This is a genomic window from Streptococcus oralis (assembly GCF_001579025.1).
In the GTDB taxonomy this organism is placed as follows: domain Bacteria; phylum Bacillota; class Bacilli; order Lactobacillales; family Streptococcaceae; genus Streptococcus; species Streptococcus oralis_X.
Genome location: NZ_KQ970235.1, coordinates 588,199 through 594,561 on the forward strand (window position 1 = coordinate 588,199; position 6,363 = coordinate 594,561).

Consider the following 6,363-nt stretch of genomic DNA (forward strand, 5'->3'; position numbering starts at 1 on the left):
ATGGAAAAATTAATTGCCTATAAACGGATGCCCTTGTGGAATAAACAGACCATGCCAGAAGCTGTCCAGCAAAAGCACAATACTAAGGTCGGCACTTGGGGGAAAATTACTGTCTTAAAGGGGGCACTCAAGTTTATTGAGTTAACAGAAGATGGTGAGGTTCTAGCTGAGCATCTCTTTGAGGCAGGAGCTGACAATCCCATGGCACAACCGCAAGCCTGGCACCGAGTAGAGGCAGCCACAGATGATGTGGAATGGTATTTGGAGTTTTATTGTAAACCTGAGGATTATTTCCCTAAAAAATACAATACCAATCCAGTCCATTCAGAGGTCCTAGAGGCCATGCAGACGGTAAAACCTGGAAAAGTCTTGGATTTGGGTTGTGGCCAAGGCCGTAACTCTCTCTTCTTAGCACAACAAGGTTTTGATGTGACAGCTGTGGATCAAAATGAACTATCTCTGGAAATCTTGAAAAGCATCGTAGAGCAAGAGGATTTAGACATGCCAGTTGGACTTTATGATATCAATTCAGCCAGCATTAGCCAAGTCTATGATTTTATCGTATCGACAGTTGTTCTGATGTTCTTACAAGCGGACCGCATTCCAGCTATTATCCAAAATATGCAGGAGCACACCATGGTCGGTGGTTATAACCTTATCGTCTGTGCCATGGACACGGAGGATTATCCTTGCTCGGTTAACTTCCCATTCACCTTTAAAGAAGGGGAATTGGCTGACTACTACAAGGATTGGGAGTTGGTTAAGTACAATGAAAATCCAGGACATCTGCACCGTCGTGATGAGAATGGCAATCGCATTCAACTACGCTTTGCGACTATGCTAGCCAAAAAAGTCAAGTAAAATAAACATCTACAAGCGAATAGAAACCTTGCAAAGTGGTTTATATTCGTTTTTGTTTGCGTTGGTTGATTGGGACGAGCAGGTTTTATGCTATACTAGAAGTAGGAAATGTGAGCAGTAGAGCTGTGTTATTTTTTCTATCGGCTTAAGAAAGTGTAGATGATGGAGGTGGTCCAATGACGAGTCTTTTAGTGGAACTGTATGATCGGCATGTATTGGAAAAGAATGTCTACCAAGCTTTTGTCAGTGATTGTGACGAGATTCTCTTCCTTTCTTTGACGAAAATAAGCAATAATGAAAAAATCTCTCTCCGTCAGTTTATCCTAGAAGAAGTCCCCCATATCCAACGAGTGACCTTTCGTCAGCTATCTTTAGAACAATTAACAGACCAGTTAGATTATTGTTTAGCAGACTTTGACCATGTAATCCTTGATGTCTTTGGTGGTGATTCGTTATTGGCAATTTCTCTCTATCAATATGGCTTGGATCGCCACTTCCCCATCGTTGCTATGGATGTTGAACGAGGAAAACAATACAAGTGGGTAGCTGGCCAGCTGGAAAAAGAAGGTTTGGACATTCCAACCCTAAGCATCCAACAGTTGATAGCCTTGCGTGGTGGAAAAATGCTCAAATCAAAACGCCCTATCCACTCAGCTCAGCAAATTGCGGCTATTAAAAAACTAGCCAGCTCTGCCATTGCCAATCCTGCCCACTGGTATCAAGTAACCCAATTTTTCTCTCTAGCTAAGACCAATGACCTGCATACTGAAACCGAAAAGATACTGGAAAACAACGGCAAGTACTACCTCTATCCAGAATCCCTTATCCCTTTACTAGTAGAAGCGGGCATGCTTCGTATTGAAAGCGAGGACAAGTGGCGAGTAAGCTACAGCTTTCCAAGTCAAGAAGCCCAAGTCTTTTGTCGAAATAAGGGGCACATTTTAGAGTTGTATCTCTATCTCTTGGCGCTCGAATCTCAGCTGTTTGATGAATGCATGATTGGTGGTGAGATTGATTGGAATGGTATCTTTCCGGAGGCAGACAATGTTCAAAATGAGATTGATGTCATTCTAAGAAAGGGTCGCTCGATTACCTTTATCTCCTGCAAGATGACAGATTTATCAGTTGAAGCCATCAATGAGCTAGAAGTCTATGCCAATCATTTTGCTGGGGAGAGCTGCCTCAAGTTGATTGTTTGTACGGGAAAAATCAATCCCGTTTATGCCAATCGTTGCCAGGAATACGGTGTGCTCGTCATTAGGAGCGAACAAATCCCCAATCTCATTCCCATGCTAAAAAAATACTCTAAGAGGTTTAAAAGGTAGAAAAGTAATATGAAAGGCTGGAATTCCAGTCTTTTTTAGTTCTTTTTCGAATAAATGAGAAAAGGAGGTAGACCATGTTTGTAGCCAGAGATGCCAAGGGAAAATTGGTAAATGCCCTCGAAAAAGACGTTACCAAGCAAGCTTATACCTGCCCCGCCTGTGGTGGTGGACTACGATTACGCCAAGGACAGAGCATTCGAACACACTTTGCCCATGAAAGGTTAAGAGATTGTATCGCTATTTTTGAGAATGAAAGTTCAGAACACTTGGGAAACAAAGAGGCCCTCTATCATTGGGCCAAGAAGGACAATCAGGTTGCCTTAGAATATAGTCTGCCTGCGATTCAGCAGATTGCGGATGTTCTTGTAAATGAGAGACTAGCTCTAGAGGTCCAGTGCAGTCCCTTGTCTCAAAAGCTTTTAGGCGACAGAAGTCAAGGTTACCGTAGTCAGGGATACCAAGTTATCTGGCTACTGGGAGAAAAACTCTGGTTAAAAGAGCGACTTACACAACTGCAAAGGGGATTTCTCTATTTTAGTCAAAATATGGGTTTCTATGCCTGGGAACTAGATTTTAAAAAGCAAGTTTTGAGACTCAAATATCTTTTACATCAGGACCTGCGTGGTAAGCTTCATTTTCGGGTTAAGGAATTTCCCTTTGGTCAAGGAAATTTCTTGGAAATTCTACGATTCCCTTATCAAAAACAAAAACTGTCTTGTTTTGCAGTTGTGCAAGATACCACTATCTGTCACTACATTCGCCAACAGTTGTACTACCAAACGCCCTTCTGGATGAAAAAGCAGGAGGAGGCCTATCAACAAGGAGACAATTTATTAAACCGTCAACTGGACGACTGGTATCCCCAAGTCAGACCAATAGAATCGGGTGATTTTTTGCAGATTGAAACGGATTTGACTAGCTATTATAGAAATTTTCAGGCTTACTATCAAAAAAATCCGAAAAATAATCGCCAAAAGCTCTATCCACCAGCCTTTTATCACTTATATTTCTCAAAAAATGTGGTAAAATAGAAAGGATGGAGGAATCTTATGGTATTACAACGACATGAAATAAATGAAAAAGATACATGGGATCTTTCAACAATCTACCCAACAGACCAGGCTTGGGAAGAAGCCTTGAAAGACTTAACTGAAAAAGTACAAACAGCATCTCAGTATGAGGGGCATCTCTTGGATAGTGCAGACAGTTTGCTTGAGATTACAGAATTTTCACTTGATTTGGAACGCCAAGTTGAAAAGCTTTATGTCTATGCACATATGAAAAATGACCAGGACACGCGTGAAGCCAAGTATCAAGAGTACTATGCCAAGGCAATGACCCTATACAGTCAGTTAGAACAAGCCTTTTCATTCTATGAACCTGAGTTTATGGAGATTAGCCAAGAGCAGTATGCGGCCTTCCTAGAAGCTCAACCAAAACTCCAAGTTTACAAACACTTTTTTGACAAGCTCTTGCAAAAGAAAGACCATGTTCTTTCGCAACGTGAGGAAGAATTGCTTGCTGGAGCAGGAGAAATCTTTGGCGCTGCTAGTGAAACTTTCGCTATTTTGGACAACGCGGATATTAGCTTCCCATATGTCCTTGATGACGAAGGCAAGGAAGTGCAACTCTCACACGGTACTTACATCCATTTGATGGAGTCTAAAAACCGTGAAGTGCGTCGTGGTGCCTATGAAGCCCTTTATGCGACTTACGAGCAATTCCAACATACTTATGCTAAGACTTTGCAGACAAATGTTAAGGTGCAAAACTACCGAGCAAAAGTTCGCAACTATAAGAGTGCTCGCCATGCAGCCCTCGCAGCAAATTTTGTTCCAGAAAGTGTCTATGACAATCTAGTAGCAGCAGTTCGCAAGCATTTGCCGCTCTTGCATCGTTACCTAGAACTTCGTTCTAAAATCTTGGGTATTTCCGACCTCAAGATGTACGATGTCTACACACCGCTTTCGTCAGTAGATTATAGCTTTACCTACGAAGAAGCCTTGAAAAAAGCAGAAGAGGCCTTGGCGGTCTTGGGTGACGACTACTTGAGCCGTGTTAAACGTGCCTTCAGTGAGCGTTGGATTGATGTCTATGAAAACCAAGGCAAGCGTTCTGGTGCCTACTCTGGTGGTTCTTACGATACCAATGCCTTTATGCTTCTCAACTGGCAGGACAATCTAGACAATCTCTTTACCCTTGTCCATGAAACAGGTCACAGTATGCACTCTAGCTATACTCGAGAAACCCAACCTTATGTTTACGGAGATTACTCTATCTTCTTGGCTGAGATTGCCTCAACAACAAATGAAAATATCTTGACGGAGAAATTACTGGAAGAAGTAGAAGATGATGCAACTCGCTTTGCTATCCTTAATAACTTCTTGGACGGTTTCCGTGGAACAGTCTTCCGTCAAACTCAGTTCGCTGAGTTTGAACATGCTATCCACCAAGCAGACCAAAATGGAGAAGTCTTGACAAGTGATTTCCTAAACAAACTCTACGCTGACTTGAACCAAGAGTACTATGGACTCAGCAAGGAAGACAATCCTCAAATCCAGTACGAGTGGGCACGCATTCCACATTTCTACTATAACTACTATGTTTATCAGTATTCAACAGGTTTTGCAGCTGCTTCAGCCTTGGCTGAGAAGATTGTCCATGGTAGTCAAGAAGACCGTGACCGCTATATCGACTACCTCAAGGCTGGTAAGTCTGACTATCCGCTCAATGTTATGAGAAAAGCGGGAGTGGATATGGAAAAAGAAGACTATCTTAACGATGCCTTTGCAGTCTTTGAACGTCGCTTAAACGAGTTTGAAGCCCTTGTTGAAAAATTGGGATTAGCATAAGATGGTAGAGTCTTATAGTAAAAATGCCAATCACAATATGCGACGTCCCGTCGTCAAGGAAGAAATCGTAGAACTCATGCGCCAGCGTCAAAAGCAGGTGACAGGTTCCTTGAAAGAATTGGAGACCTTCGCTCGCAAGGAAAATATTCCCATTATTCCCCATGAAACGGTCGCGTATTTCCGTTTTCTCATGGAGACCATACAGCCCAAGAACATTTTGGAAATTGGGACGGCAATTGGCTTTTCAGCCCTCTTGATGGCGGAACATGCGCCAGATGCCAAGATTACAACCATTGACCGTAATCCAGAAATGATAGGCTTTGCCAAGGAAAACTTTACCCAGTTTGACAGTCGTAAGCAAATCACCTTACTTGAAGGTGACGCTGTTGATATTTTATCTACTTTGACAGAAACATATGATTTTGTCTTTATGGATTCGGCCAAGTCAAAGTATATCGTCTTTCTGCCTGAAATCCTTAAACATTTGGAAGTTGGTGGAGTAGTCGTCTTGGATGATATTTTCCAAGGAGGAGATGTTGCCAAGGACATCATGGAAGTCCGCCGAGGTCAACGTACCATTTACCGTGGTTTGCAAAGGCTTTTCGACGCAACGTTGGACAATCCAGGTCTAACAGCAACTCTAGTTCCACTTGGAGACGGCATTCTCATGCTACGAAAGAGTGTAGCAGAAGTAGAGCTTCCTGAGAGAGAATGATTTTCAGAAAAATTTAAGAAATTATAGTAAAATAGATAAGGTAACACTTACCGTAAAAGGAGTAAAAATGAAGAAAAAACTTATGGCAGGAGCCATCACACTTTTATCAGTAGCAACACTTGCAGCTTGTTCAAACAGTTCTGAAGGAAAAGATTTGATCAGCATGAAGGGCGATGTGATTACAGAGCATCAATTCTTTGAAGAAGTAAAGAACAATCCAACTGCGCAACAAGTCTTGCTCAATATGACCATCCAAAAAGTATTTGAACAACAATATGGATCAGAAGTAACGGATAAAGATGTGGATGACGCCGTTGCTGAAGAGCAAAAGAAATACGGCGATAGCTACAACAGTGTGCTTCAACGTGCAGGTATGACACCTGAGACTCGTAAAGCTCAAATCCGTACTAGCAAATTGGTTGAATTGGCGGTTAAGAAGGCCGCTGAGAGCGAATTGACAGACGAAGCCTACCAAAAGGCTTTCGAAGCGTACACACCAGATGTAACTGCTCAAATCATCCGTATGGACAATGAAGACAAGGCAAAAGAAGTGCTTGAAAAAGCCAAAGCAGAAGGTGCGGATTTTGCTCAGTTGGCAAAAGACAACTCT

The 6,363-nt window shown here is 42.2% G+C and carries 6 protein-coding genes; all 6 read left to right on the plus strand.

Going from position 1 to position 6,363, the window contains the following annotated elements; all coding sequences use genetic code 11:
• Positions 1-861: an SAM-dependent methyltransferase TehB gene (gene tehB, locus SORDD27_RS02780; protein ID WP_061427190.1), complete on the plus strand. Its 861-nt coding sequence runs from the start codon at positions 1-3 to the stop codon at positions 859-861.
• 176 nt (positions 862-1,037) lie between these two features.
• Complete coding sequence (locus tag SORDD27_RS02785) at positions 1,038-2,186, plus strand: PDDEXK family nuclease (RefSeq protein ID WP_061427191.1); 1,149 nt, start codon at positions 1,038-1,040, stop codon at positions 2,184-2,186.
• Between the two features lie 74 nt (positions 2,187-2,260).
• The gene (locus SORDD27_RS02790) at positions 2,261-3,217 is read left to right on the plus strand and encodes a competence protein CoiA family protein (RefSeq protein WP_061427192.1); all 957 of its coding nucleotides are present in this window, start codon (positions 2,261-2,263) and stop codon (positions 3,215-3,217) included.
• 18 nt (positions 3,218-3,235) lie between these two features.
• Positions 3,236-5,038, plus strand: coding sequence for an oligoendopeptidase F (gene pepF / locus SORDD27_RS02795; protein WP_061427193.1), 1,803 nt, complete (start codon positions 3,236-3,238; stop codon positions 5,036-5,038).
• 1 nt (position 5,039) lies between these two features.
• Positions 5,040-5,753: an O-methyltransferase gene (locus tag SORDD27_RS02800; protein ID WP_081103338.1), complete on the plus strand. Its 714-nt coding sequence runs from the start codon at positions 5,040-5,042 to the stop codon at positions 5,751-5,753.
• 67 nt (positions 5,754-5,820) lie between these two features.
• Positions 5,821-6,363 (plus strand): peptidylprolyl isomerase PrsA (locus SORDD27_RS10140; protein ID WP_462217659.1); only part of this gene is annotated, 543 nt, incomplete at its 3' end.

What these genes read in the sequence shown, in the direction of transcription:
- tehB (WP_061427190.1), top strand. Translation starts at nt 1, where the DNA reads ATGGAAAAATTAATTGCCTATAAACGGATGCCCTTGTGGAATAAACAG.
- SORDD27_RS02785 (WP_061427191.1), top strand. Translation starts at nt 1,038, where the DNA reads ATGACGAGTCTTTTAGTGGAACTGTATGATCGGCATGTATTGGAAAAG.
- SORDD27_RS02790 (WP_061427192.1), top strand. Translation starts at nt 2,261, where the DNA reads ATGTTTGTAGCCAGAGATGCCAAGGGAAAATTGGTAAATGCCCTCGAA.
- pepF (WP_061427193.1), top strand. Translation starts at nt 3,236, where the DNA reads ATGGTATTACAACGACATGAAATAAATGAAAAAGATACATGGGATCTT.
- SORDD27_RS02800 (WP_081103338.1), top strand. Translation starts at nt 5,040, where the DNA reads ATGGTAGAGTCTTATAGTAAAAATGCCAATCACAATATGCGACGTCCC.